Genomic DNA, 23,638 nt, shown 5'->3' with positions numbered 1-23,638 from the left:
TGGTCTCGCGCAATGACGATGCCCAGAGCTCCAGCACCGTCTCAATCGAAGCGCCCCTCATCCACGTCCCCTGAACCATGATCACCCATGGATTCAGAGATCGAGGAAAGACGCAACTGTAATGCTAGGCGCCGATGTCCGCTTCTCAGCATCTTCGCCTCGAAAGCGGCCATGCGGCTGTCGGCCAACATCAGATCCGCAACAGCGTGGGCCTGAGGAGTAGCCAGACCTTCACGAGTTCGCGGCGAGGCTCCGCCGCAGCCGCGTGATAGCGCCGGGCAGGCCGCGCACCTTCAGCACCCGGCCGGTCTCGTCATACTCCTCGGACAAGACGCGCGCGCTTTCATACACCTCGCCGATCAAGCCTTGTTTCGCATAGGGCAGCACCAGCACATCCTCCACCATCTCCGCCTCGAAGAACGCGATGATAGTGTCTCGCAGCGCGCTCACATCCTCGGGTGCGTGGGCGGAGAGCAGGATCGCGTCCGGATGCTTCTCAATCAGCGCGGCCCGGCGGGCGGCGTCGACACGGTCCATCTTGTTCAGTACCAAGCGGGACGGCACCACATCCGCCCCGATCTCCCGCAGCACGCTGCGGCTCACCTCCAGCTGCGCCTCGTAGGTTGGGTCCGACGCGTCAACCACGAACAGCAACAACGAGGCTTCCAGCGCTTCCGTCAGGGTGGAGCGGAACGACGCGACCAAGTCGTGCGGCAGCTGCTTGATGAAGCCGACCGTGTCGGAGACGAGCACGCGGGGCCGGGTCTCCGGCTGCAGGATGCGGACCGTGGTGTCCAGGGTGGCGAACAGCTTGTCCTCCACCAGCACCTGGCTGCCGGTGAGCGCCCGCATCAGGGAGGACTTACCCGCATTGGTGTAGCCAACCAGCGCCACCCGCAGCTGGTCCCGCCGGGCGGAGCGGCGATGGTCGCTGTCGCGCTGCACCGCTTCCAGCTGGTCCTTCAACTCCGCGAGACGGTCGCGGATCTTGCGCCGGTCAAGGTCGAGGGTGCTTTCGCCCGCGCCCGGCCCCTGCTGCCGCCCGCCACCGCCCGTGGACTCCCGCAGGCGCGGTGCGACGTATTTTAGGCGCGCCATTTCCACCTGCAACTTCGCCTCGCGGGTGTTGGCGTGGCGATGGAAGATCTCGACGATCACGCCGGTGCGGTCGAGCACCTGGGCGCCAGTGGCTCGCTCCAGGTTGCGGATCTGGCTGGGTGAGAGCTCGTGGTCGACGATCACGAACTCGGGCTTGCGGACCGCGTCTCCATCCGGCTCCGCCTTGGGCGTCGGCTCCGCCGCATCCTCGAAACGCTGGCGTGCCTTGGATTTCGGGGGCGGTGCCATTGAGCCGGCCACGCCGGTGCCGCCCGTGAGCGCCGCCAGTTCCGCCAGCTTGCCGCTTCCCAGAAGCGACCCGGCGCCGGTGCCCTCTCGCCGCTGCGACACCGTGCCCACCACCTCATAGCCCAGCGTCTTCACCAGACGCCCTAACTCCTCAAGGCTGGCCTGATGCGCGACGTCGTCGACCTCCGGGGTTTGAATGCCGACAAGAACAGCGAGTGGGATGGGGGGCTTGGTCTCCATGACAGCAGTATAGCATGGCTCGGGCCGAAGCTCGGAACCGCATCCGCCCGGTCGGACCGGGCTCACCAGCTGTGTCGCGGCCTGGGCGACCTGCCCATCACATCCGAGGCGGCTAGCGGCCTGGTGCGTCCTTGACCAGCCGCACGAAGGCCCCGATGAGCCTGGGCATCTCCACGGCCTTGGCTGGCATCCGGTCCGCTGGCAGGCTCAGGCTGTCGAGGAAGCGGCCCTGCTCGGTGTAGAACGACAACTCCAGCCCGTCGCCGACGACCTCTGCGCGGCAGACGACCTCGTCACCCTCCGCCCTATGCCTGGCCTTGGCGATGAACTCCACGATCTCGTCGATGCCGCGGGTCTGGGCGCCGGCCTCGTCGAGGAAGTCCGCGATCTCGGCATCCACTTCAGAGGGCGGGACCAGCCCCAGCGGCACGCAGCCCCCGCTCGCCTCGAAGACCAATCCGCGCCACCTGTCGAACAGGGCGGCAGCGCGGGCCTCCTCCGGCGTCGGGTCAGCCTCGTCGTCGGAGGTGGAGAGCGGAAGCCCGCCCTCCGCGGCGATGTCGTCCCAGACCGGAATGCCCCAGTCGATCTGCAGGCCGACCAGCACGCCGAAGCCGCCCCTCGCCAGCTCGTCCGTGTCGCCCGGCGGCAGTTCGCGGGGCTCGATAGCGGCGACCAGATCCAGGAGGACGCGCCGGAGTGCGCCAGGCGAGAGGCCCGCAAGGGTCTCCGGTGAGCGCCAGTGCGGCAGGAAGCGGAGCTCGAGCATGTCATCCAGCGCCCCGGATGCGACCAGCCCCTCCCCGATGGACACCGCGTCCGGCGGCGTCCCCTGGGGAAGGGCCACGGGGAGGGCGACCAGCTCGGCCCATCCCGAAGGCCCGACCGCACCGCCTTCGGCCGCCGCGAGCAACGCCCCGGCAAGTTCGTCGGCGTTCTGGTCCCCATGGCGCTCGGCCGCCTTCCGGATGGCGAGATCGAGGACATCGTCCCGTCTTGCGGACAGGAGATCCTGGGCGAGGGCGTCCACCTCCTCGCCCTCCCCCGCGACGAAGGCGGCGAGCAGCCGGTCCGCGATGGGACCGGGTGACTTGTCGAACTGCGGCCTCGGGGGAGGCGAAGCGGTTGGTGCGAGGCCGAGCAGCCTGAGGGCTGCGTTGCCCCTGAGTAGACGGCCGCGGTCGATCCAGGCGCGACGGTTCTCCGGCGTGTTCTCCCGCCCCTGCATCCAGCGCCGGAAGGCCGCCCTGTCCGCTCGCTGCACGAAAACCTCGGTCCCCCGGTCGATCATCTCAGCGGCAACGGCCGCGTTCACTGCCCGTGCGGTCCCGATGTCGGTCTCGCCTGGTCGCAGCGTGTCGAGCGTCTCGGGGTCGGCGTAGTGCGTGAGGAGCACGGACTCGAGATCCCCCGCGACGTCACGCGCCAGTTCCACGGCCGCTTGGACGATCTTGTCCCTCTGATCTCTCTCATGCGTCATGGTGGGCTTCCTGGAATCAGGCCGGGTTATGCCTCCCGGCGCCCCCACCCTCAATTGCGTGGAACGGTGCGCGCCACCTGCGGAGCCCTCTGGATAACCCCGTCGCTACGCCTCCTGCGGCGGTTTCCGGCGGGTCCCGTTCTCATGAGGCGTGAGACGGGAAGGCCAGGGGCGCTCAGCTCCGGTCGCTTTCCGGCCTTACGGGGGCTGTCCAGGAAGCTGAGGAGCTGCTTGGACCGGGACGAGTGCTGGAGCTTCTTGAGCTGGTGTGACTTGGGGAGAGTGCGGTCCCGACGGTGCGCCATAGGCCGTCGAGGCTGCGATGACGATATCACCGGGCCGGCGTGTTGGCTCCAGCACCTGGTTGATGTAGGCCGCAAAGGCGGCTCGTCTCATGGGCCCGTCGAGCACCATGGGTGCGGTCATGCCCGACAGCCGCAGGACACCGGTAAAGGTGGTGGTCTTCCAGTGGCCGTGCGGAACCGGAGCACGGCAGCGCTGACCGCGTTTGGCCTGCCCGCGCAGGCGGGCCATCTTGGTCGAGGCACTGGTCTCGTCGATGAAGGCCAGACGCTCAGGGTCGAGGTCAGGATGGGCGTTGAACCAGGCGCGGCGCTTGGCCATGACGTCGGGCCTGTCCTGCTCGCTGGCGTGCGCCGCTCTTTTTCAAGGTCATGCCGACGCGGCGGAGACTGCCGTCGTCCTCAAGTGGATATCGGCCTGTTGGGTAGCACAAGGCATCGCGACCACTCGCGAGGGGAGCACCGGCCGACGGGTGAGCATCGCATGAGTGGCCGACACCACGGCGGAGGTGGAGGTCGCCGGCAAGTGGATATCGGCCTCTTGGGTAGCGGGGGCCGGGGCGGATAGTACGACGCGCAGAAACATCAGGCCGACTGGGCCGCGCTTTCAAAAATAGAGTCGGCGCATCGCTACACATGCGAACAAAACGTCCGGGCAGTACTTCAAGCAGGCTCGATGAGCCGCGCGCCTACCGGCCTAGCCCCTTGCAGCAGCAAGTTCACTGTTACCGCGCCTCTGACGCAGAACGGGCCGGAACATTGGCGCACTATTGCGGGCCAGGAGCACCGCCAGGAACTCTTCGAGCAATACGTCGGCATCGTGAAGACTGTGCTGCGAGGCGTAAAACGCCAGATCACGGGCAGCAGACACGCCCTCATCTCTGGAACTGCGACGTGTAGGCATTCCGGCTTCTTTCGCTCTGCACGCCACAGCCATTCCTGACTTTACCCAATTGCGAGAATGCGCCACTTTTGCACATCACGAAAATGTTATGCAAGCCCAATTTGGGCATGGGACGCATCGCTGGCGTGGCTACGGGGGGGCATTCTCATGACAGGCTGATCCGAGGCTCCTCCTACGCCCCGCGAGCGCGAGGCCGCGACGCCCGCATCCACCACAAGCCTGCCGGAAACCAGTTCGTCCGCCTGCAGCGAGCGACCCGCCCGTGAGGGTGGCCGCCCGCCTCGCGCTTCAGCCCTGGATGAAGGCGAGCAGGTCCGCATTGATGACATCGGCATGCGTCGTGGCCATGCCGTGCGGGAAGCCGGGATAGGTCTTCAGCGTGGCGTTCCGCAGCAGCTTGGCCGACAGCGGTGCCGAGTTCGCGATGGGCACGATCTGGTCGTCCTCGCCATGCATCACCAGCACCGGCACCTCGATGCGGCGGAGATCCTCGGTGAAGTCGGTCTCCGAGAAAGCCTTGATGCAGTCGTAGTGGGGCTTCGCACCGCCGGCCATGCCCTGGCACCACCAATTATCCACCACGCCCGGAATGGTCTGCACACCCGGGCGGTTGAAGCCGTAGAAGGGGCCGGCCGGGACGTCGCGGTAGAACTGCGCCCGGTTGGCGGCGAGGGCGGCCCGGAAGCCGTCGAAGACCTCCAGCGGGAGGCCACCGGGATTGCGCTCGGACTGGACCATCACCGGGGGAACGGCGCCGATCAGAACGGCCTTGGAGACGCGGCCGTTCCCGCCATGGCGCGCGACATAGCGGGCCACCTCGCCGCCGCCCGTCGAATGGCCGATATGAATGGCATTCCGCAGGTCCAGATGCGCGACCATTGCGGCCACATCCGCCGCGTAGGTGTCCATCTCGTTGCCCGTGTCGGTCTGGCTCGAACGTCCATGGCCGCGGCGGTCATGGGCAATGACGCGATAGCCTTTCGACCGGAAGAACAGCATCTGGGCGTCCCAATCGTCGCCGCTGAGCGGCCATCCGTGATGAAAGACCATCGGCTGACCCGTGCCCCAATCCTTGTAGTAGATCTGGGTGCCGTCGGTGGTGGTGATGGTGCTCATCGTCATGCGTCCTTCATTGTGGGCTTCATTGCGGGAGGTCTGGCTCGCCGGCTGCGGGGTTGTCGCCGCGATGGCGGTTGCGGGAGGGGCAAAGCGAAGCCGGCGCCTACACGATCCTGGCGCAGCCGGTTGCCTCAGTCTTCGGCGTGCGGGCCATGATCCCCGCCAAGCTTCATAGAACGGGCCCCTCCGTCACTGCGCGAGCGGCAGTCGTATCCGGCACTCCACCCCCTCCGGCGCGAAGTCGAGCGTGACCTCGCCGCCGGATTGATAGGGCAAGGCGCGCTCCAGCATCCGCGAACCGAAGCCCCGGCGCTCCGGCGGGCGCACCGGCGGCCCTCCGCGTTCGCGCCATGTGATCACCACGGCGGGCACCGCGCCGGGGGACCGCTGCTCCAGCCACCAAGCTACCTCAACTTGGCCGCCAGCTACGGAGAGTGCGCCGTATTTCACGGCATTCGTCGTCAGCTCGTGCAAGGCGAGGTTGAGGGTGACCGTCATCTGCGCCAGGAGCCGGACGGGTGGCCCTACCGCAGAGAAGCGGCCGCCTTCCGCGCCATGTGGCTCAAGCGCCCGGTCGACCACTTCGCGCAGTGAGGCGCCTTCCCAGCCATTCCGCACCAATACGTCATGCGCGCGCGCCAGCGCCTTGAGCCGCTCGGCGAGGTCGTTCTGCAGCGTGTCGGGCACATCGGCCTGACGCAGCGTCTGCGCCGAAATCGCCTGCACCGCGGCGAGCGTGTTCTTGACCCGGTGCGCCAACTCCTGGATCAGCAGGGACCGGCGCTCCTCCTCGCGGCGGCGCTCCGTGTGGTCGCGCAGGATCTTCAGGAAGCCCTGCAGCTCCCCCGCCCGGCTCCGCAGCGGCATCAGCATTCCGACGGCCCAGAAGCGGGAGCCGTCAGCCCGCAGATGCCAGCGCACATCCTCCGCGCGGCCCTCTTCCACCGCCCGGCTCATCTCGTTCTCGGGCTGCCTCTCGGCGCGGTCCTCAGGCGTGAACAGGATGCTGCCGGACCGTCCGAGGATTCCGCTGTCCTCATAGCCGAGGATACGGCGCGCGCCGGGATTCCAGGTGGTGACGCGCCCCTCTAGATCGAGGGTGAAGATCGCGTATTCGGTTGCGCTCTCGACGATGAGCTGCAGATGCTCAGCATCCCGGCGCCGCGCGTCATCGGACGCTTCCAGCTCCGCTGTCCGCTCCGCCACCCGGCGCTCGAGCTCCAGATTCGCCCGGACGAGCGCGGCATTCACCGCCCCCAGGCTCTCGGCCAGAAGGCCGGCCTCCGCGAGCGACAGGCGCAGTTCCTCACCGACGCTGCCCAGCTCCGCCTCCCGTGCGGAGAGCTTTCCCTCCGCATCAACGAGCTTCCGTTGCAGCTCATCTCCGATGACGCTCCGGATCCTGGCCTCATCCCGGAGAGCCCGGTTCTCGGCCGCCAACTCGCCCCGCCCTTGCGGCTGAGCGCCGTTGATCCGGGGGCCGTCTCGATGGACGGCATTAAGCCGGGCACCATTGACCGGTGCACCGATGGTAGGCTCGGCGGGGTTATTGGGGGCAGCCGATGCCTGCCGGGTGTCCTTGCCTGGCGCCATGGTCCCCCCCTTGCGATGGGACGATATCGAGTCCGAGGGCGCAGCCGCGAGGCGCCCAGCCGGAGCGCCGGCGCCGGAGCACCGACGGTTCCCGCCGATGGCCTCTGACCCACCACAGACCTGTACCTTCCGGGGCGTTCTCCAAACATCATAGGTTAGGTTCGGTCAGATGATCGGGCTGACCCTGGTACGGAATCGTTTCAAAGCCGCATCGCCCTGGCGCCGCAGCGGTGCCTGTTGGCGTGCGGCGCCTCCGGCGGCGGTATGCCTTACCCGTGGTCAGCACGCTGGGCAGGCTGATCCTGATCCTGCGCGGCGAGCGAAATCCTCCAGATCCTGATCTCGCCGTCCTGCTGTTCAAAGCCATGCGGGTGGCCGCGAGGCACGAAGAGCACGTCGCCCATGGTGCATTCCAGGGCGGTATCCCCGCATCGGAGCACGCCATAGCCGGATACGATGACGTAAATCATGTCGGCGCGCCCGTCATTCTGATGCCCCTGCCCGGCCTGGCCCAGGCCATGGATCTCGAGGATGGCGCCGGCGGAATGCACGCGGATCTGCAGCGCCTGGTCCACCTCGGACCAGGGCATGCCGTCCGCAGCGTCGGTGAGGTTGACCGGCTCATTCGGCATGGCGGGCATTATGGGCCTTTCCCATCAGGCATTGCGGCGGTGCCGGAGGGTTGCGTCAGATCAGGCCCTTGAGGCGCTTTCCGGCCTCGCTCTCGGGATCATCGGCTGCCCGGTCGAGATGCAGGTAGCTGGCGTCGAACCTGGCGGCGTTCCGCAGCCCGGCGGGATCGAGCACCGTCCAGACCTTGCCCTCAGTAGAGATCAGCCCTTCGTCGCGCATCCGCTGCAACATGCGGTTCACATGCACGGGCGTGAGGCCGGTGGCATCCGCCAGATCGGTCTGGGTGATCGGGAACTCGAACTTCTGGTCATCGATGATGCCGACCGCGCGCATGCGGATAAGAACTTCGTAGATCATGTAGGCAATGCGCGAATACGCATCGCGCCGGCCTTCGTCGATGATGCGCTCGCGCAGGATGCCTTCGTCCTGCAGGGTGCTCCACCAGAAGGCCAGGGCGATGCCGGGCCGATTGAGGAGCATATCCTTCATCTTGCTGCCGGAAATCGAGGCGACCAGGCTCGGCGCCAAGGTGGCGATGCTGTGATCCATGTGCTTGAGGATGAAGATCTCCGCGTCGCAGGGATCGCCCGGCACGAGGAAGGCCATGATCTGCCGGTTGCCGTTCTCCAGGAGCTTGTAGCGGCACGCGAGGCCGGAGAGGACGATGTGGATGTCGGGCGAGTGCTCACCCTCCCGGATAATGTCCTCGCGGGCCGCATAGTGCCGCTGCCGATCGGAAGTGAGTTCATTCAGCAGCCGCCGGTCCTCTTCGGGAAGGGGCATGTACTGCTCCATCCGCTTGATCATAGGGTTGTCCACGGCGCACTCCGTCCTTGCTGTCATGAGCCTTTGGTCGGCCTGCACGCAGTGCAACACCGATGGCTAGGCTTGGTTTACCTGCCAAATTCCGGTGCTGCGGGGGCGCAGGCTGCGCGGCCGGTCCGGACCCCGGTCCCACATGGCCGCAGAAATCTTACCGGCGACTGATCCATTTAAGTCGAGTTTTGCTGAAATCCCGACATGCGTGGGGGATGGAACGCCAACTCCCATGTGAACCTTCCGCGCATGACGGACAAAGTCCCGCTCCCAGCCATGAAAGTCGCAGGGCGATGGAGCGGAACCGGTTCGCGGCGGCCGATGTGCATGCCATCGAAACCTTGCGGGATGAGCTTCTTGCCATGCTGGGGCGGGTGCAGGACCGGTTGGAGAGCGCCCATGTCACGCTGTCACTCAGTGCCGAGTTGATCGCCCGCTCCAGGGATGCGATCGCCCGCTCCTCCGCTCTCCTCGAACCGGGAGCACGGCTCCGGGAGGTGGAACGGGGCGCAGCCCTGCCAACCCGGGCGGCGGTTCTGCGGCGAGCCGGGCAGGCGCCGGTCACCACCGCGCCCTCTCAGCCTGGGTGCCGTCCTGGCCCGAAGAACGGCAGCCCGCCCCTCGCCCCGCCGGTTATCCGGTAAGCACTACGGGCCAGCGTGACATGTGCTGGACGCGTTCACCTCTGGCGTCTTGTGGCGCACACGCCTCTGTCTGCACCGCGGCCCGCCCTTGGGGCCGGGGCAGTTCAGGCGATGGGGAGCAGGAGCGCCGCCAGCGCCTCCGGCGCGGTGACGTTGGGACTGTGGCTGGCGTCCATGGCATGGAAGCGCCAAGCAGGGTCGCTGCGGAATCGGTCGGCGAATTGCTGGAAGTTGTCGGCGCCTGTCTTCCGGGTGCAGTGGATGTAGCTGCGGGGGAAAGACGGCATCGCCTGGGCCAGGCGCAGCTTCTGGCTGAAGCAGCGCGCGGGCTGGTGGCGGCGGCGGGGCGTGATCCAGGCGATGTCCTCGGGCGCAGTGTCCGGCGGCGAGGGATTGGGCGGAAGGAGCCAGCCTTCAACGGGTGCCGCAGGCGGACGACCGGTGAGATCGTTGAGCGACTGGCCATCGGCAGGCACGAAGGCATCGACATAGATGAGATGGCGGATCCGCTCCGGCACCCGGTCGGCAACGCCAGTGGCCACCATGCCGCCATAGCTGTGTCCCAGGAGGATGAGGTCGTGCAGCTCCTCGCAGTCGATCACGCCCAGGATGTCCTGGATGTGGGTCTCGAGGTCTACCATGGGGTGGGCGAGATGGGCACGCTCGCCGAGGCCGGTATAGGTCGGGGTGAAGACCTCATGGCCCGCAGCCCGGAGCAGCGGGCGCATCTTCCCCCAGGCCCAGCCGGCAGACCAGGCACCGTGGCAGATGAGATAGGTGGCCATACGGTGATCTTTCCCTGTGCTGCTGGCGGCGCGAGGCTAGGAGTCGCAGCGGTCCCAGCGCAATCGCCCCACGGCATCGGCCTCATCCGCCTCGTGGAATGGCCGCAGGGCTACCGCTTCGAGGTATTCTCCCATCGGAGCGGCGGGGCGACCGAGGCGGATGCCGGACGAATGGCGATCCGGCCCCGTGCGGCGGTTTTCCCTGGAAGATGGATGGGATCAGCCAGCCTGCCGAAGATAAGCCCCACCCTTCACGGCGGGGGTTGAGGCACCACGCTAGGCTGGTCGGGCACAAAGCATAGAGCCACCCCTTCATTATAGGTGTGCCGATAAATCCAGCCGCCGGCCACTCGCAGGCGGCGGAAGATGGCGCTCGGCGGGCTTCCATCGGGAATGATCAACTCGATCTTCTCCCAGAGATGCAGGGGGGCATCGCTCATGACTGCCAATCCGCTTGGCTATGGGGTGGCTCATGGTAGGTCGTATTTTCGTGCCCGCAACAAAAGCGTGCAGGCGCAACGCCGGTGTGGCGAGCGACTTTCACTGGGCCGGGCCTGCGCTGCCCCCTGGTCGAACGGAAGGGTCCCGGCGGGCGGGGAAGCAGACGCCGTCGCGGAGAAGTCAGGGGGAAGGATGGTGCTGGAGGCAGTGAACCCGCCTCCCCTGCTGCACCACAGGAGAACCTGTCGTTGAGGTGATCTTCTGCACCTGAGCCCACGCCTTCCAGACGCCAGATCAGAGCCGCAGATGGCTCCCACGGCGCTTCCGAGAGCAGCATCACGAAGCAGGAATTGTGGCGGGGATATCTGCTGCCGTGGAGCGCCCTACTCTGCCGGGCTCGCCGGCCGCAGCAGCCACAGCGCGACCATGGCGACGCAGGCACCGCTGAATCCATGAAGCAGAAGATGTCCCGGAGACTTCATTCCCTCGCGGCCGAGGATCAGCAGCATGTCCCCGACTGGAATGACCACCGTGGCGGCCAGCACGATGCCGATAGCCCGGCGGGAGGAGAAGCACAGCAGCCCGAGAAGATAGAGCCCGAGGGCCAGGTCACGCAGCGCCAGCGCCCGCACATAGGCAAGCCCTCCCGCCTCCTCGGCAGGGATGCCAAACACGCCCGCGCCCGTCCTTGGGGACGCGATGAACAGCACACCAATCAGCAGGAACACCGCAGCCAGCGCCACAACCACCCAGGCGCCCGGGCCGCGCAGCACCTCATGGGGAACGGTGGGGCGTGTCACGCGTGGCGCGTCCTCCGATGGTCCGGCACCGGATCGGTGAGGGAGACTAACGCCAGCTCGGTCAGCCCCATGCCGATCAGCAGCGCCCGGACCGGTGCAGGTTCCTCGCGCAGGATCAGCCCGGCGCCAATCAACCCGGTTCCGATCACCGCGTCCATCGCCAGGTGCATCCGCATGGGCAGCGGCCCCAGGCCCAGCTCATAGTTCGTTACGGCGGCATAGGCGGCGTGCGCCCGTGCGCTGGCCCTGAACAACTTTCGGACGCGCGGGCTGAACAGGCGGCAATGCCCCATCATCTCGACGCCTCCGACTGCGGCCCAGTCGATTGCGGCATGGATGCGCGTGGGGATCATGGCGATGCCTCCGGTCCCTTGAGGCAACGTCCTCACAGCCATCCGGCTTCCCGTCATCCAGAGCGTGTGAAGCCTGCACCGTCCCTCATTGTAGCTGGGCCAAAACACAGTGCGCCTTCGTGGTCCCTCGCTGCACTCGGGGGCCTCCCCGCCAGTGCGGTCTGAAGCCGGGGGCAGCTCAACTTCTAGATGCAGGCCCTCGCCTGCCAAGCCGACGGCTCTGCTGCAGGAGCGCGAGGAGCCTCGCTGCCTGGTCACCCCGAAACAGGCGCAGTGCAGTTTTCCCCACTTCGGTTGAAGGACAAAACGCGCCCCTCACGGAGCTCGAAAACCACGGAGCAATCCACCAGGGCGGCCCGGCCGTAACCACCGAACCCGAAGCCCAGACCGGTGCCGATGCCGACACCTCCGCCGAAGCTCCCGAACCCGAAGCCCAGCATCGGCACGACGGACGGCCCAGGTGCCGGGCTGACAAAGTCATACTGAAGAAGCCGCCGGCCACCGGGCTCGTCATAGGTGCGGCTGGGTAGACCCAGGCCGCTCACGAGATCGGCTTCGGAACGTCCCACATAGGTTCCTACGCGCTGATCGAAGGCTTCTTCGGTCACGCTGGCTCCGCAGCCCGCAACCAGGAGAGGAAGGAGGAGCGCGGCTGCAAGGTGGGAGGCGCGGTGCATCGGCGGTCGTCCTGGGAGCCAGAGGAAGGCACCCGGAGAACGCCTACGCCCTGGGCACGGATGCGGCGGAGCCGAAGCTCCCAAATCCGCTCGCATCGCCGTCAAGTTCGGGGTTGGCTAGGCGGCCATGCCCGCCGAAGCACCCGGGCATCACGGGATACCCGTACCTCCTTGGTCATCCCCGATAGCCCATGCTGTGGTCGCGCCGTCCGGCAATGCCCGATGGCGTCGAGGGGAGAATGGGACAGGCCGACGCTCTCAGCTCGAACCTCGAAGGCTGGCCGCCTCTCTCAGCCGCTCCGCGCGGGCACGGGCCATGCCCTCCAGAACTGCATCTGTGTAGCTGCGAACGATGCTGTCGTGGGAGACCTCGCTGCGCGCATCCACACCTCCGGTGGGTGGACCGGAGCATGATGCGAGGCAGCCTAGGGATAAAAACGCGGCAGCGGCAACATAGTGCATCGTGCAAACCTCTCCGGGCAGACCATCAAGCTGCCGTCCAGGCTTCCACAATGCGCGCATGGAAGTCACCCTCCCTCTACCGCCACGACCGGCATCGGCCGCTTCTCCACCTCCCTAGGCACCCTCAGCGGCATCCCCCGGAGCCCACCCTTGCATCCCTCGGGCTGTGCCTGGCACCGCCATGGCCACGACCTCGGGCATCCGGGCCGGCGGGCGCTGGCGGTACGAGCCTGCTGCCCCCGCGGCACCTCGGCACCGAGTCTCAGCACCTAAAAAATTTGAGGCCGCCTGAGGGGATCAAAAAGGGCGCGCCTTCCGGATTTTCTCAGCTTCTTTAATGACTTATCAGACCTTCCCTGCCAGGCCGGTGGCGACTTTGTGTGGCAGCGAGCAAGGTGCCGGCGTAAAGCTTGCAACCAGTTGCACCAGGAATCGTCCTCCTCATAAGCGCCGCCTGCGGTCATCTGCCTGCGCCAGCTTAGACGCTTTTGCCCGCAGCTTTTTAGTGAAGGTGGCGGGATATTGCGCTAGAATTCACTGGCACCGGCTGATGCAAACCGCAGAGGCAGGAAATGGAGAAGCAGAGACATAAGACTGAAGCCGTAGAACTCGCACCAGTAAACGAAGTAGAGCAACGGGCAAGAATTCGGGCTTTGTCACCGATGGGCTACGCACGGAGAATGTGGTGATGGGTGGTTCGGACGACATCTTCTCGTTACATGCCAGCATGCGTGACCGCACGCGGGCCGTGGAGATGAGCCTCTCTGAGTATCTCCATGCCTGCCGGGACGACCCGCAATGCTATGCCAGCCCCGCGGAGCGCATGCTTCGGGCCATCGGTGAGCCGGAGGAAGTTGATACATCCCGCGACCCACGCCTGGGCCGGATCTTCATGAATCGCACCGTCCGGATCTATCCCGCCTTCTCCGACTTCCACGGGATGGAGGAGACGATCGAGCGGATCGTCGCCTTCTTCCGCCACGCTGCACAGGGGCTGGAGGAGCGCAAACAGATTCTCTACCTGCTCGGCCCGGTGGGGGGCGGCAAATCCTCCCTCGGTGAGCGGCTGAAGGCGCTGATGGAGCGCGAGCCGATTTATGTACTGAAGCACGGCGACGAGATCAGCCCTGTCTTCGAAAGTCCGCTCGGACTGTTCGACCCGGACACGATGGGGGACCTGCTGCAGGAGCGTTACCACGTCCCGCGCCGGGTTCTGACCGGCATCGCCAGCCCCTGGGCCCTCAAGCGGCTGGAGGACTCCGATGGCGATATCGAGAGCTTCCGCGTGGTCCGAATCTTCCCCTCCCGCCGCAAGCAGATCGCAGTTGCCAAGACCGAGCCAGGCGATGACAACAACCAGGACATCTCTGCCCTGGTCGGCAAGGTGGACATCCGCAAACTCGAGAACTTCAGCCAGAACGATCCCGACGCCTACGGCTTCTCGGGCGGGCTGAACCGCGCCAATCAGGGCCTCCTCGAATTCGTGGAGATGTTCAAGGCGCCGATCAAGATGCTGCACCCGCTGCTGACGGCGACGCAGGAAGGAAATTACATCGGCACTGAGAATATCGGCGCCATTCCTTTCCAGGGCATCATCCTCGCACATTCGAACGAGGCGGAGTGGCAGAGCTTCCGGAACAACAGGACCAACGAGGCTTTCCTGGACCGGGTCAGCGTCGTCAAGGTTCCGTACTGCCTTCGGGTCACCGAGGAAGCGCTGATCTACAAGAAGCTGATCAGCGGCTCCGCCCTGGCCAACGCGCCCTGTGCGCCTCACACACTGGAGATGCTGGCCCGCTTCGCCGTGCTCTCCCGGCTGAAGCCGCATGCCAATTCGCGCCCCTTCGCGAAGATGCGGGTTTATGACGGCGAGAATATCCGCGAGACGGACCCCAAGGTCCGGACCATGCAGGAATACCGCGATGCCGCGGGCGTGGATGAGGGCATGGATGGCATCTCCACCCGCTTCGCGTTCAAGGTACTGTCGGCCACTTTCAACCATTCCTCCAGCGAGGTGGCGGCAGATCCTGTACACCTGATGTATGTGCTGGAGCAGGCGATCCGGCGCGAGCAATTCCCGGCTGAGACCGAGACGGCCTATCTCACGACGATCAAAAGTGAGCTCGCGTCGCGTTACGCCGAGTTCATCGGCAACGAGATCCAGAAGGCCTATCTCGAGAGCTATGGCGACTACGGCCAGAACCTGTTCGACCGCTATCTGGATTATGCCGATGCCTGGATCGAGGACCAGGACTTCAAGGATCCCGACACCGGGCAGATGCTGGACAGGGAGCTACTGAACGCCGAGCTGACAAAGATCGAGAAGCCGGCGGGAATCGCCAACCCCAAGGACTTCCGGAACGAAGTTGTTAAGTTCGCACTCCGCGTGCGCGCCGCAAATGGTGGCCGCAACCCGTCATGGACCAGCTACGAGAAGGTGCGCGACGTCATCGAGAGGCGCATGTTCAGCCAGGTCGAGGACCTTCTGCCGGTCATCAGCTTCGGTTCCAAGAAGGACACGGAGACGGCGAAGAAGCACGATGAGTTCGTCGCCCGCATGGTGGCGCGCGGCTACACCGAACGGCAGGTACGCCGGCTGGTCGAGTGGTACATGCGCGTCAAACAATCCGCCTGAGCCCCGCCTTGGACATCATCGACCGCCGCCCCAACCCGCACGGCAAGAACCTGGAGAACCGCCAGCGCGTCCTCGCCCGTGCGCGCGCTGCGCTGAAACAGGCGGCTCGGGCAGCGATCGACAAGGGCACGCTGCGAGAGGTCGGGCATGACCAGGCCGTCGTCATCCCCGCTGATTCGCTGCACGAACCGAGCTTTCACAAGGTCTTCACCTCGGGGAAGCGGGAATTCGTGCTTTCGGGTAACCGCGAGTTCTCGGTGGGCGACAAGATCCCGCGCCCTCCTGGCGGCAAGGCGGGCGGTGGCGACGGTAGCGGCGCCGGGCAGGACGGCGGCGAGGGAGAGGACGCCTTCCGCTTCGTCCTTACCCGCGACGAGTTCCTTGACCTGTTCTTCGAGGACCTTGAGCTGCCGGATCTGACGAAGAACCAGATTCTCGCAACGGAAACGGTGGTGCCCGTGCGCACAGGCATCAGCGCCGATGGTGCCCCCTCACAGATCGACATGGCGCGGACCATGCGACTCTCGATGGCGCGCCGGATCGGTCTCCGCCGACCGAAATCGGCAGAGGTGCTGGCTCTGGAGGCCGAGATCACCGCGCTGGAGGAGAGCGGCGACCAGCCCGAACGCCTGGCCGAGTTGCGCGCCGAACTGGCTCTCATCCAGCGCCGGCTGGCACGGGTGCCATGGATCGACCCGGTGGACCTGCGCTATCGGCGCTACGCCGCGAGCCCAAAGCCTTCGGCGCGGGCCGCCGTCTTCTGCCTGATGGACGTGTCCGGCTCGATGTCCGAGCACATGAAGGATTTGGCCAAGCGGTTCTTCCTGCTGCTGCACGTCTTCCTGGAACGTCGCTACAAGCGGGTAGAGTTGGTCTTCATCCGGCATACCGAAACGGCGGAGGAGGTCGATGAACAGACCTTCTTCACCGACCCTCGCACGGGCGGCACCGTGGTCTCGACGGCTCTGGCCGAGCTGGTCCGCATCCAGCGCGAGCGCTATCCGCAGGACTCCTGGAACATCTACGCCGCCCAGGCTTCGGACGGGGACAACTACAGCACCGACACGCAGCACGCGGTGTCCATTTTGGAGAAGGACATCCTGCCTGTCGTCCAGCACTTCGCCTATATCGAGGTGGCGGCCTCGGGGGCGGTGATTCACGGCGAGACGGACCTCTGGCGTGGCTACAAGCTCCTATCGGAGCGGGCACCACGCCTCGCCATGCGGCGCGTGGCCGACCGGCGCGATATCTTCCCCGTGTTCCGCGACCTGTTCGGGCGCAAGATGGCGGCGGGCTGATGGAGCTCTGATGCAATCCTCCCTGCTCTACAGCGGCACCAACTGGGATTTCAGCATCCTTCGGCGGAGCTATGACGCAATCGAGCGTATCGCCTTGGATGAGCTGGAACTGGAGGTCTATCCGAACCGGATCGAGATAATCACCTCGGAGCAGATGCTGGACGTCTACACGGCTCACGGCATGCCGCTCACCTACCGGCACTGGTCCTACGGCAAGCGCTTCCTGCAGCACGAGGCCAGCTATCGCCAGGGATTCTCCAGCCTAGCCTATGAGGTCGTGATCAACTCGAACCCCTGCATCAGCTACCTGATGGAGGAGAACACGGCGACGATGCAGGCGCTGGTCATCGCCCATGCCGCCTTTGGTCACAACCACTTCTTCCGCAACAACCACCTGTTCCGCCAGTGGACGGACGCTTCGGCGGTCCTCGACTACCTGGAGTTCGCGCGTTCCTACATCGCCGCCTGCGAGGACCGGCACGGCACCTCTGCAGTGGAGCGCGTGCTGGACGCCGCCCATGCCCTGTCATCCAGCGGCGTCCACCGCCATGACGGCGCCAGGCCACTCAACTTGAAGGCGGACCAGAAGCGCGAGCGGGAGCGGCGCGAACATGACGAGCGCATGTTCAACGACCTCTGGCGGACAGTCCCCGGCACCCGGCCGAGCCTGGACACAGACCATATCGGCGAGAGGCGCCGTCTCCTTGGTCTACCCGAGGAGAACCTACTCTACTTCATCGAGAAGGCCTCGCCGCGGCTGCAGCCCTGGGAGCGGGAGGTGATCCGCATCGTGCGGCTGATCTCCCAGTACTTCTATCCGCAGCCCCAGGTGAAGCTGATGAACGAGGGCTGCGCCACCTGGGTGCACCAGAGAATCATGACGCGGCTGCATGAAACCGGTCAGATCGACGATGCCGCCTTCCTGGAGGTTCTTCACGCGACAACCAATGTGATTACCCAGCCCGGCTTCGACCATCCGGCGGGCTCAGGCGGCTTCAACCCATACGCGCTCGGCTACGCGATGATGAGCGACATCGAGCGCGTCTGCGTGAACCCGACCGAGGAGGACCGAAACTGGTTCCCCGACATAGCCGGCAATGGCGACCCGACCGGAACGCTGCGCCATGCCTGGGCGAATTTCCGGGACGAAAGCTTTGTCCTTCAGTACCTCTCCCCCGCGGTGATGAGGCGCTTCCGCATGTTCCGGCTGCTGGACGACACCACCGCCCCCACCCTGCTTGTGGACGCCATCCACGACGACGCAGGCTATCGGGAGATCCGGCGCAGCCTGTCCCGGGCCTATGATCCCGCCGAAAGCGATCCTGACATCCAGGTGGTCGATGTCGATCTGGCCGGTGATCGCCGCCTCATGCTTCAACACCGCACACGGCTCGGGCGGCTGCTGGCGGAACGCGACGCCCAGGCCACCCTGGCTCACGCCGCCGCGCTCTGGGGCTATGAGGTCAAGCTGGAGGAGATCGATTCAGCGACCGAAGTGGTGCTGGCCACCCACACGGCGCGCGCGCCCGCGCATCGATGAGTTTTACCACACGCGCTCAGCTGCTTGGCCAGAGGCTCTGCCTCTGATCTATCTCTTTGTCTTCACTCGACAAAGGTATGGTGCTGCCAGAGAGGATTGAACTCTCGACCTCTCCCTTACCAAGGGAGTGCTCTACCACTGAGCTACGGCAGCGTACCGGCCCGCAGGCGAGGCGCTACCTAGCGGCTGTGCCCGTCCCACGCAACCCTGGTGCTTGACCTTCCCGCAAGATCACAGAATGCCTGCCCCGCCATGACCGAAGTCCCGCCCAAGCCCCCAGCCCCGCCGCCCCCCGGCCCCATGCCGTCTGAGCGCGAGCAGCGCCTGGCTGCCGCGCTGCGAGAGAACCTCAGGCGCCGCAAGACCCAGTCCCGGGAGCGCGCGCAATCCACGCCCCCGGCCGACGGGCCCGGAGACAAGGGGAAGGAGGGCTAGACAGGCGCCCGCCCCTCTCCCGGTTGCCGCCCCGCGGCCCAGGGGCTATCCCGCCGGGCGCTCCCTTTGGGGCGCGTCAGGGGGACCCCACCATGCCCATCATGCCCGACCACTGGATCCGTCGCATGGCGACGGAGAAAGGCATGATCGAGCCCTTCGTCGAGGCTCAGCGGCGGGAGGGGGTGATCTCCTATGGCCTGTCCAGCTACGGCTATGACGCCCGGGCGGCCGGCGAGTTCAAGATTTTCACCAATGTGGACAATGCCATCGTCGATCCGAAGAAGTTCTCCGAGGACGGCTTCGTGACCCGGAGCGGCGAGACCTGCATCGTCCCGCCGAACTCCTTCGTCCTCACCCACACGGTGGAATACTTCCGGATCCCGCGGGACGTGCTGGTGATCTGCCTCGGCAAGTCGACCTATGCGCGCTGCGGCCTGATCGTGAACGTCACGCCCCTCGAACCCGAATGGGAGGGACAGGTGACCATCGAGATCAGCAACACCACCCCCCTTCCCGCCCGCATCTATGCGAACGAGGGGATCTGCCAGTTCCTCTTCCTCAAGGGGGACAGCGCGCCGGACGTGTCCTATGCGGACCGGGCTGGGAAATACATGCGCCAGCGCGGTGTCGCGCTGCCGCGGCTTTAGGAGACAGGCCATGGATCGCATTCGTCTCCGCGGCGGCCGCCCCCTCAAGGGCACCATCCCCATCGGCGGCGCCAAGAACGCCGCCCTGCCGCTGATGGCCGCCGCCCTGCTCACCGATGGGCCGCTGGTGCTGACCAACGCCCCGGCACTGGACGACACCCGCACCATGGCCCGGCTGCTGGAGCAGCACGGGCTCTCGGTGGAGCATGACCTGGGCGCCCGCACCATGACCCTGGCCGGGGCGGCGACAAACCTCGTCGCGCCCTATGACCTGGTGCGGAAGATGCGGGCCTCCGTGCTCGTGCTCGGCCCGCTATTGGCCCGCTTCGGAGAGGCGAAGGTGTCGCTGCCAGGCGGCTGTGCCATCGGCACCCGGCCCGTCGACCTCCACCTCAAAGGGCTGGAACAGATGGGAGCCCAGATCGAGCTGGACTCCGGCTACATGACAGCCCGGGCCTCCGGCGGGCTGAAGGGGGCCAAGGTCTATTTCACCCAGGTCTCGGTGGGCGCCACCGAAAACCTGCTGATGGCCGCGACCCTGGCCGACGGAATGAGCGAGTTGGTGAATGCAGCGCGAGAGCCCGAGATCGACGACCTGGCCCATTGCCTGATCGCCATGGGCGCGAAGATCGAGGGCATCGGCACGGACCGGCTGCGGGTAGAGGGGGTGAAGACGCTGCATGGCGCCACCCACGCCATCGTGCCGGACCGGATCGAGGCCGGGACCTTCGCCTGCGCCGCTGGCATCACGGGCGGCGAGGTGCTGCTGCAGGGCGCGCGGCTCGAGCATCTGGGCACCGTCGCTCGCGTATTGCGCGAGGCCGGGGTGGAGGTGGACGAGGCGCCGGACGGGGTGCTGGTAAAGCGCCTCTCCGGCCTGCGCGGGGTGGATGTAATGACGGAGCCCTTCCCGGGCTTTGCCACCGACATGCAGGCCCAGTTCATGGCATTGATGGCGGTGGCCGACGGCGCCTCGATGATCACCGAGACGATCTTCGAGAACCGCTTCATGCATGTGCCCGAGATGAACCGCATGGGTGCCCGGATCAACGTGCATGGCTCCTCGGCTATCGTGCGCGGTGTCTCGCGCCTTTCCGGTGCGCCGGTGATGGCGACGGACCTGCGCGCATCCGTCTCCCTTATCCTGGCGGGGCTGGCGGCGGGCGGCGATACGATCGTCAACCGGGTCTATCATCTCGATCGCGGCTACGAGCGGCTGGAGGCGAAACTCGCCGCCGTCGGCGCCGATATCGAGCGTATTCCCGGATAGCTCAAGAATCCTTCATCGATGTGCCCTTCGAAACGTCGTTCGAACGGTGCTAGGCTCCCCCATGGACCACCCGATCACTTCTCCCCTCCTTCCCGGCGCATCCGGGACCACTGACCTCATCCTCGCGCTACCTAAGGGCCGTATCCTCAAGGAGGTGCAGCCCCTCCTGGCCGCGGCCGGGCTGGTGCCGGGCGGCGACTTCCATGACGAGGACAGTCGTCATCTCCGCTTCCCGACTAACCATGCCGGTCTCGACGTGGTGCGGGTGCGGCCCTTCGACGTGGCCACCTTCGTCGCCCATGGCGGCGCGCAGATCGGCATCTGCGGCGCCGATGTGCTTATGGAATTCGACTATCCCGAGATCTACGCTCCGCTCGACCTCGGCGTCGGCCGGTGCCGCGTGAGCGTGGCCGGGCCGGCCGATGATCCTGTCGCCGACGAGGTCGGTCGCTGGTCGCGCGTGACGGTGGCCACCAAGTATCCCGGCATCGCCCGGCGCCACTTCGCCGCCCGCGGGGTGCAGGCGGAAGTCGTCCACCTGAACGGCGCGATGGAGTTGGCCCCTTCACTCGGCCTGTCCCGGCTGATCGTGGACCTGGTGCAAACCGGCTCCACCCTGAAGGCCAACGGGCTGGTGGAGCGCGAGGTGATCGCCCAGGTTACCTCCCGCCTCATCGTCAACCGCACGGCGCTGAAGACGGAGCCCGAGCTGATCGGCAACTGGCTGGCCCGCTTCCGGGAGGCACTTTCGGCGTGAAGCGGCTGGATACGGGCGAGGCCGGGTTCGAGGCGGATTTCCTTGCCCTGCTGGACACGGCCCGCGAGACGACCTCGCGCGTGGATGGGGCCGTGGCGGAGATCATCGGCCGGGTTCGCGCCGAGGGCGATGCCGCCCTGCTGGAACTGACCGCCCGCTTCGACCGCTGGCAGCCCCGGGACGCCGCCGCGCTTCGCGTGACGCCGGATGAGATCGCCGCCGCCACCGCCTCGATCCCGCCTGAGCTGATGGCGGCGCTGGATACAGCCGCGACCCGGATCGAAGCCTTTCACCGTGCCCAGATGCCCTTGGACATCACCGTGCCGGACCCCGCCGGGCTGACGCTCGGCATGCGCTGGGGTGCCGTGGATGCAGCGGGCCTCTATGTGCCTGGCGGCAAGGCGGCCTATCCCTCCTCCGTGCTGATGAACGCCATCCCGGCCCGTGTGGCCGGCGTGCCGCGCGTGGCGGTGGCGGTACCAACCCCGGATGGGGAGCTGAACCCGCTGGTCCTGGCCGCCGCCCAGCGCGCCGGGGTGACCGAGGTGTGGCGCATCGGCGGCGCCCAGGCCGTCGCGGCACTGGCCTGGGGCACGGACAGCATCGCCCCGGTGGACAAGATCACCGGTCCCGGCAACGCCTATGTGGCGGAGGCCAAGCGGCAGGTCTTCGGCCGGGTGGGCATCGATTCCATCGCCGGCCCCTCCGAGGTGGTGGTGCTGGCCGATGGAAACCAGGACCCGGAGCGCGTGGCCATGGACCTGATGGCGCAGGCCGAGCACGACGAGGCGGCGCAATCCATCCTCATCACCGACAACGCCGCCCTGGCCGATGCGGTGCCGGTGGCCGTGAAGGCGGCGCTGGCCACCCTTCCCCGCGCCGCCATCGCCGGCGAATCCTGGGCCCGTCATGGCGCCGTGATCCTGGTGCGGGACTGGACGGAAGGCGCGGCCCTGACCGACCGGCTGGCGCCGGAGCATCTGCAGATCATGGTGGCCGATCCCGCCGGGCTCTTCGCCCGCATCCGCCATGCCGGCGCGGCCTTCCTTGGCCCCTGGTGCCCGGAGGCGCTGGGCGACTATGTGGCCGGGCCGAACCACGTCCTGCCCACCGGGCGGACGGCACGCTTCGCTTCAGGGCTCTCGGTCTTCGATTTCCTCAAGCGCACCACCTGGATCGCCGCCGAGGAAGCCGGGCTGCGTGCTACCGGACCGGCCGCGGTGGCCCTGGCACGGGCCGAGGGCCTGGAGGCCCATGCGCGGAGCATCGCGGGGCGAATCGGGATTCCATAAGGCATCCTGGGTACGCAACGTGAGGCCTTCGCGCATCGCGGGCCGCCATTCCGTCTGGAGATGGGCCGTTTCCTTGACCCGGACGCCCCGGGGCATCATGTTCCGACCGCTCTGACACACAATGCGCGGTCCCGCTTCGGGCCCGCGCCTGTTCGCGTGCCGGGCCGGACGCGCAACCGCGCTGCCCGCTGATCATGCGCCGCCCCTTCATCACAGCGGGGTCGCGGCGCTCCCGCGATGAGATGAAGGATACGCATGTCGAAGGAAGACATGATCGAGTTCAGCGGCCAGGTGGTTGAGCTGCTGCCCAACGCCATGTTCCGCGTGAAGCTCGACAACGAACACATGGTCCTGGCCCATACCAGCGGGAAGATGCGCAAGAACCGCATCCGCGTGCTGGCCGGCGACCGGGTGAATGTCGAGATGACGCCCTATGACCTGACCAAGGGCCGGATCACGTTCCGCTTCAAGTGAGCTTCGCCTTGAGCGAAGGGGCTTCGAGCGCCGGAATTTCAGCCGACGGGACTTCCGGGCCGCTTTCCGCGGGCCCGCCCGATGGGGCCAGCGCCCCCCGCCCGCCCCTTATTCTCGCCAGCGCCAGCCCGCGCCGCCTGGACCTGCTGGCAAGGCTGGGCATCCAGCCCGACCGTGTCGACCCCGCAGATGTGGACGAGACGCCCCGCAAGGCCGAGCAGCCGCGCCAGCTTGCCCAGCGCCTGGCACGCGCCAAGGCCGAGGCGGTCGCGGCGCGCGCACCTGGGGCCCTGGTGCTGGCCGCGGATACGGTGGTCGGCGTCGGCCGTCGCATCCTGGGCAAGCCTGCCGATGCCGCCGAGGCGCGGCGCTTCCTCGATCTCCTCTCCGGCCGCCGGCACCGCGTGACCACGGGGGTGGCGCTGATCACCCCGGATGGCACGCTGCGGACGCGGCTGGTCGAGACCACCATCGCCTTCCAGCGGCTGACCGATGCCCAGGCCGAGCATTACGTCGCCAGCGGGGAGTGGGAGGGCAAGGCCGGCGGTTATGCCATCCACCAGAGCGCGGAGGTGTTCGTGCGCTTCCTCTCCGGCAGCCATTCCAACGTGGTTGGGCTGCCCCTCTTCGAGACGGCGCAGCTGCTGCGGGGCGTGGGGTGGCTGCGGCCGTGAACCCCGGCCCGCGCGCCGCC

Annotated in this window: 21 protein-coding genes, 1 tRNA gene and 1 pseudogene; 10 read left to right on the top strand and 13 right to left on the bottom strand. The window is 66.7% G+C overall.

The genetic code is table 11. From position 1 onward, the window contains the following. Positions 1–231 precede the first annotated feature (231 nt). The 7 genes and pseudogenes from hflX to GSE44_RS07750 all read right to left on the bottom strand — a co-directional run bounded on the left by hflX (position 232) and on the right by GSE44_RS07750 (position 8,437). Positions 232–1,587, bottom strand: coding sequence for a GTPase HflX (hflX, locus tag GSE44_RS07780; RefSeq protein ID WP_159348208.1), 1,356 nt, complete (start codon positions 1,585–1,587; stop codon positions 232–234). 112 nt (positions 1,588–1,699) lie between these two features. Further along, positions 1,700–3,067, bottom strand: a complete 1,368-nt coding sequence (locus GSE44_RS07775; RefSeq protein WP_159348207.1) for a hypothetical protein — start codon at positions 3,065–3,067, stop codon at positions 1,700–1,702. Between the two features lie 252 nt (positions 3,068–3,319). Next, positions 3,320–3,724 (bottom strand): annotated as a pseudogene (locus GSE44_RS07770) (transposase); the annotation flags it as partial. An 837-nt stretch (positions 3,725–4,561) separates the two neighbouring features. After that, positions 4,562–5,389 carry an alpha/beta fold hydrolase gene (locus GSE44_RS07765; RefSeq protein WP_201305977.1) on the bottom strand — a complete coding sequence of 276 codons (828 nt, stop codon included), beginning with the start codon at positions 5,387–5,389 and terminating at the stop codon, positions 4,562–4,564. 192 nt (positions 5,390–5,581) lie between these two features. Continuing rightward, the gene (locus GSE44_RS07760; protein ID WP_159348204.1) at positions 5,582–6,985 is read right to left on the bottom strand and encodes a sensor histidine kinase; all 1,404 of its coding nucleotides are present in this window, start codon (positions 6,983–6,985) and stop codon (positions 5,582–5,584) included. A 269-nt stretch (positions 6,986–7,254) separates the two neighbouring features. Continuing rightward, positions 7,255–7,626 carry an AraC family ligand binding domain-containing protein gene (locus GSE44_RS07755; protein WP_159348203.1) on the bottom strand — a complete coding sequence of 124 codons (372 nt, stop codon included), beginning with the start codon at positions 7,624–7,626 and terminating at the stop codon, positions 7,255–7,257. 46 nt (positions 7,627–7,672) lie between these two features. After that, positions 7,673–8,437 carry a Crp/Fnr family transcriptional regulator gene (locus tag GSE44_RS07750; protein ID WP_159348202.1) on the bottom strand — a complete coding sequence of 255 codons (765 nt, stop codon included), beginning with the start codon at positions 8,435–8,437 and terminating at the stop codon, positions 7,673–7,675. Positions 8,438–8,727: 290 nt separating this feature from the next. On the opposite strand from GSE44_RS07750, the gene GSE44_RS07745 reads away from it, so the two are divergent. Continuing rightward, positions 8,728–9,078 (top strand): hypothetical protein, encoded by a 351-nt coding sequence (locus tag GSE44_RS07745; RefSeq protein WP_159348201.1) that lies wholly within the window; start codon positions 8,728–8,730, stop codon positions 9,076–9,078. Between the two features lie 104 nt (positions 9,079–9,182). Here the strand turns inward: GSE44_RS07745 and GSE44_RS07740 are convergent, their stop codons facing one another. From GSE44_RS07740 to GSE44_RS07720, 5 genes are all read right to left on the bottom strand, one after another. After that, positions 9,183–9,863, bottom strand: coding sequence for an alpha/beta fold hydrolase (locus GSE44_RS07740; RefSeq protein ID WP_159348200.1), 681 nt, complete (start codon positions 9,861–9,863; stop codon positions 9,183–9,185). Positions 9,864–10,114: 251 nt separating this feature from the next. Then, positions 10,115–10,303: a hypothetical protein gene (locus tag GSE44_RS07735; protein WP_159348199.1), complete on the bottom strand. Its 189-nt coding sequence runs from the start codon at positions 10,301–10,303 to the stop codon at positions 10,115–10,117. Between the two features lie 384 nt (positions 10,304–10,687). Then, entirely contained in the window at positions 10,688–11,104 is a 417-nt protein-coding gene (locus GSE44_RS07730; protein WP_201305974.1) for a DUF4267 domain-containing protein, read from the bottom strand. Further along, a complete protein-coding gene (locus GSE44_RS07725; RefSeq protein WP_159348198.1) occupies positions 11,101–11,457 on the bottom strand; it encodes a hypothetical protein in 357 nt (118 codons plus the stop codon). Before GSE44_RS07725 ends, GSE44_RS07730 begins: the two co-directional genes overlap by 4 nt. A gap of 254 nt (positions 11,458–11,711) precedes the next feature. Beyond that, a complete protein-coding gene (locus GSE44_RS07720; protein WP_159348197.1) occupies positions 11,712–12,065 on the bottom strand; it encodes a hypothetical protein in 354 nt (117 codons plus the stop codon). A gap of 1,219 nt (positions 12,066–13,284) precedes the next feature. On the opposite strand from GSE44_RS07720, the gene GSE44_RS07715 reads away from it, so the two are divergent. The 3 genes from GSE44_RS07715 to GSE44_RS07705 are packed head-to-tail and all read left to right on the top strand — an operon-like array spanning position 13,285 to position 18,069. Continuing rightward, positions 13,285–15,231 (top strand): PrkA family serine protein kinase, encoded by a 1,947-nt coding sequence (locus tag GSE44_RS07715; RefSeq protein ID WP_159348231.1) that lies wholly within the window; start codon positions 13,285–13,287, stop codon positions 15,229–15,231. 8 nt (positions 15,232–15,239) lie between these two features. Continuing rightward, entirely contained in the window at positions 15,240–16,529 is a 1,290-nt protein-coding gene (locus tag GSE44_RS07710) for a YeaH/YhbH family protein (RefSeq protein WP_159348196.1), read from the top strand. A 10-nt stretch (positions 16,530–16,539) separates the two neighbouring features. Beyond that, on the top strand, positions 16,540–18,069 hold the full coding sequence (locus tag GSE44_RS07705) for a SpoVR family protein (protein WP_201305973.1): 1,530 nt from the start codon (positions 16,540–16,542) through the stop codon (positions 18,067–18,069). Between the two features lie 78 nt (positions 18,070–18,147). Here GSE44_RS07705 and GSE44_RS07700 read toward each other — a convergent pair. Further along, positions 18,148–18,222: transfer RNA gene (locus tag GSE44_RS07700), tRNA-Thr, on the bottom strand. A gap of 374 nt (positions 18,223–18,596) precedes the next feature. Here GSE44_RS07700 and dcd point away from each other — a divergent pair. The 6 genes from dcd to GSE44_RS07670 all read left to right on the top strand — a co-directional run bounded on the left by dcd (position 18,597) and on the right by GSE44_RS07670 (position 23,618). After that, positions 18,597–19,151: a dCTP deaminase gene (gene dcd / locus GSE44_RS07695; RefSeq protein WP_159348195.1), complete on the top strand. Its 555-nt coding sequence runs from the start codon at positions 18,597–18,599 to the stop codon at positions 19,149–19,151. A gap of 10 nt (positions 19,152–19,161) precedes the next feature. Next, entirely contained in the window at positions 19,162–20,421 is a 1,260-nt protein-coding gene (murA, locus tag GSE44_RS07690) for a UDP-N-acetylglucosamine 1-carboxyvinyltransferase (protein WP_159348194.1), read from the top strand. A 61-nt stretch (positions 20,422–20,482) separates the two neighbouring features. Continuing rightward, positions 20,483–21,178 (top strand): ATP phosphoribosyltransferase, encoded by a 696-nt coding sequence (gene hisG / locus GSE44_RS07685; protein ID WP_159348193.1) that lies wholly within the window; start codon positions 20,483–20,485, stop codon positions 21,176–21,178. Next, entirely contained in the window at positions 21,175–22,470 is a 1,296-nt protein-coding gene (gene hisD, locus GSE44_RS07680; RefSeq protein ID WP_159348192.1) for a histidinol dehydrogenase, read from the top strand. Before hisG ends, hisD begins: the two co-directional genes overlap by 4 nt. A 255-nt stretch (positions 22,471–22,725) precedes the next feature. Beyond that, positions 22,726–22,944, top strand: coding sequence for a translation initiation factor IF-1 (gene infA, locus GSE44_RS07675; RefSeq protein ID WP_007003972.1), 219 nt, complete (start codon positions 22,726–22,728; stop codon positions 22,942–22,944). A 110-nt stretch (positions 22,945–23,054) separates the two neighbouring features. Beyond that, a complete protein-coding gene (locus GSE44_RS07670; protein ID WP_235924619.1) occupies positions 23,055–23,618 on the top strand; it encodes a Maf family protein in 564 nt (187 codons plus the stop codon). Positions 23,619–23,638 lie beyond the last annotated feature (20 nt).

Origin of the sequence: Muricoccus harenae (genome assembly GCF_009848505.1) — a bacterium.
Lineage (GTDB): Bacteria > Pseudomonadota > Alphaproteobacteria > Acetobacterales > Acetobacteraceae > Roseomonas > Roseomonas harenae.
This window is presented reverse-complemented; position numbering and strand designations above follow the sequence as displayed.